Source organism: Ferruginibacter sp. (assembly GCF_031430955.1).
Lineage (GTDB): Bacteria > Bacteroidota > Bacteroidia > Chitinophagales > Chitinophagaceae > Ferruginibacter.
Genome location: NZ_JANPCM010000220.1, coordinates 1 through 2044 on the forward strand (window position 1 = coordinate 1; position 2044 = coordinate 2044).

2 protein-coding genes are annotated in these 2044 nt (G+C 37.8%); both read right to left on the reverse strand.

What is annotated here, in order from left to right:
* Nucleotides 1-332, reverse strand: a 332-nt coding sequence (locus tag ACY65O_RS06280) for a family 43 glycosylhydrolase (RefSeq protein WP_462220000.1), incomplete at its 3' end; no start/stop codon positions are given.
* A gap of 32 nt (nucleotides 333-364) precedes the next feature.
* Nucleotides 365-2044 (reverse strand): sialate O-acetylesterase (locus ACY65O_RS06285; RefSeq protein WP_462220001.1); only part of this gene is annotated, 1680 nt, incomplete at its 5' end.

The window sequence follows — 2044 nt, forward strand, 5'->3', positions numbered from 1 at the left end:
TTATAATACCGAATGCTGCTGGCCCAAGAGCCTCTGCCATAAGTTGATTTTCCGTTTTCAAGTTTCATATCATCATTACTTACTAAAGTATCATAACAGTAGCTCAACAACTTCCAGTTAACCAGGTCTTTCGATTTCATGATGGGAACACCGGGGCTCATGTGCATAGTAGTACTGCTCATATAATAAGTATCACCCACTCTTATCATTGCCATATCAGGAACATCAGCAAAAATTAATGGGTTATGCGCCTGTTTTATTTGTGCAGAAATATTAGTAGTTAGTGAGAAAAATAATAAGGTAAAAACAGCTTTCAAAAATTGTATTCGCATAATTATGGCTTTTATTAAAGCTGATGTTGTTGTTAGTTATCTGTTCTAAATGGAGATGCAGGTAACCCTTCCTTATTATATAAATTCGGGTTTACCGGATTATCAGCCCACGCATACCTTACATGCATTGGGTTTGGTATCTCATCATTCCAAACAATTATTTTTTCCCCTTCAATTTTTGTTTTTCCCCAAACAAATTTTTTATCGGCACCTGCAATGGCAAACTCACCGGGTTGCTCTCCATCATTTGTTTTTAAACCACTGCCAACATGATTAAAACTGATAATAATTTTATTGCCTTCTGTTTTTGACGATTGATAAATAGGGCCGGAGTAAACAATGTTTTCGCCATAGGCAATTTTTTCTGCAACCAAAGCCAGCCTTTCGCCAACATCTTTTTTATTATCAGGATGGATGTCATTCCATTCACCCAAATCAATTGCTACGGCCATACCTGTAGCAGAAACGGATAATGATTTTAATTGTGCTTCCCGTAATGCTGCCCACTGGCTTTCCGAAGGGAAATAATCAGCATCCATAAAATTGGGAAGCTGTACATATAAGAAAGGAATATTTCCCTGCTGCCATTTATTTCTCCAGTCAATTATTTGTGCCGGTTGCAATTTTGCATATTCCTCCGCTCTTCCGGAATTACTTTCGCCCTGGTACCAGAGAAAACCTTTGATTGAATAATTTATAGCAGGTGCCACCATTGCATTATATAAAGCTGCCGGTTGATTTTGTGCAGCAATTCCTCCTCCGCCAAATCCGCCACCGGCAGTATATACTTCCCCAACTTTATATTGCCATGTCCCTTTCAGGTCAATGGTATCTTTGCCAGCGAATAAACAATAAGGTTTGTCAGGAACAAAGCCTCCTTTTCCTGCAATATTTGTAACTTTTATTACAAAAATATTTTTACCTGCCTTTAGCAAGTTTGCCGGCACATTGTATCGCCGTTGCGGATACTGATAGGTTGTGTTGCCAACCTGCATTCCATTAATATATAAAACATCAGCATCAATTATTCTTCCAAGAAAAACTTTTGCCGGCACATCAGCTATTGATGCAGGAATTTCAATTTCTTTCCTGTACCAAACCACACCATTCAAATTTCTAATGCCCTGGTCTTGCCAATAACCGGGAATATTTATATTGCGCCATCCTTTAGCAATATAGGAAACATCAAACCATTTCTTTTCTCCAATCATCCCCAAATCTTTTTGCTGCGGCCTGCCGGCATTATTTGCTGCAGCATTTCTATTCATACTATTTATATAAGCAGTGTCTTTATTTTTTTGAATAGTATTTATCAACGAAGAAAAATCTTTTAACCCTTCTTCACTTGTCCATGCTTCAATGGGGGTACCACCTACGCTTGCATTGATGATACCAATAGGGATGTGATATTTTTCATAATTTTTTTTTGCGAAAAAATATGCAACAGCGGAAAAAGGCCTTACATCTTCTAATACCGCAGCTTTCCAAAAGCCCGAAGTAAAATTTTGTTTGGGACCTTGCAGGCTTGTACCGGTTGGAACCAGGAATTGCCGTATTTCAGGATAGTTGGCAGTTGCAATATCATTTGCATAAGTTACATCATGAATGTTCATTTGGTGTACCATATTGGATTGACCGCTGCAAAACCAAACATCACCAATAAGAATATCCTTTATTAAAATTTTATTGCTGGCAGTTATATCCATTGTATA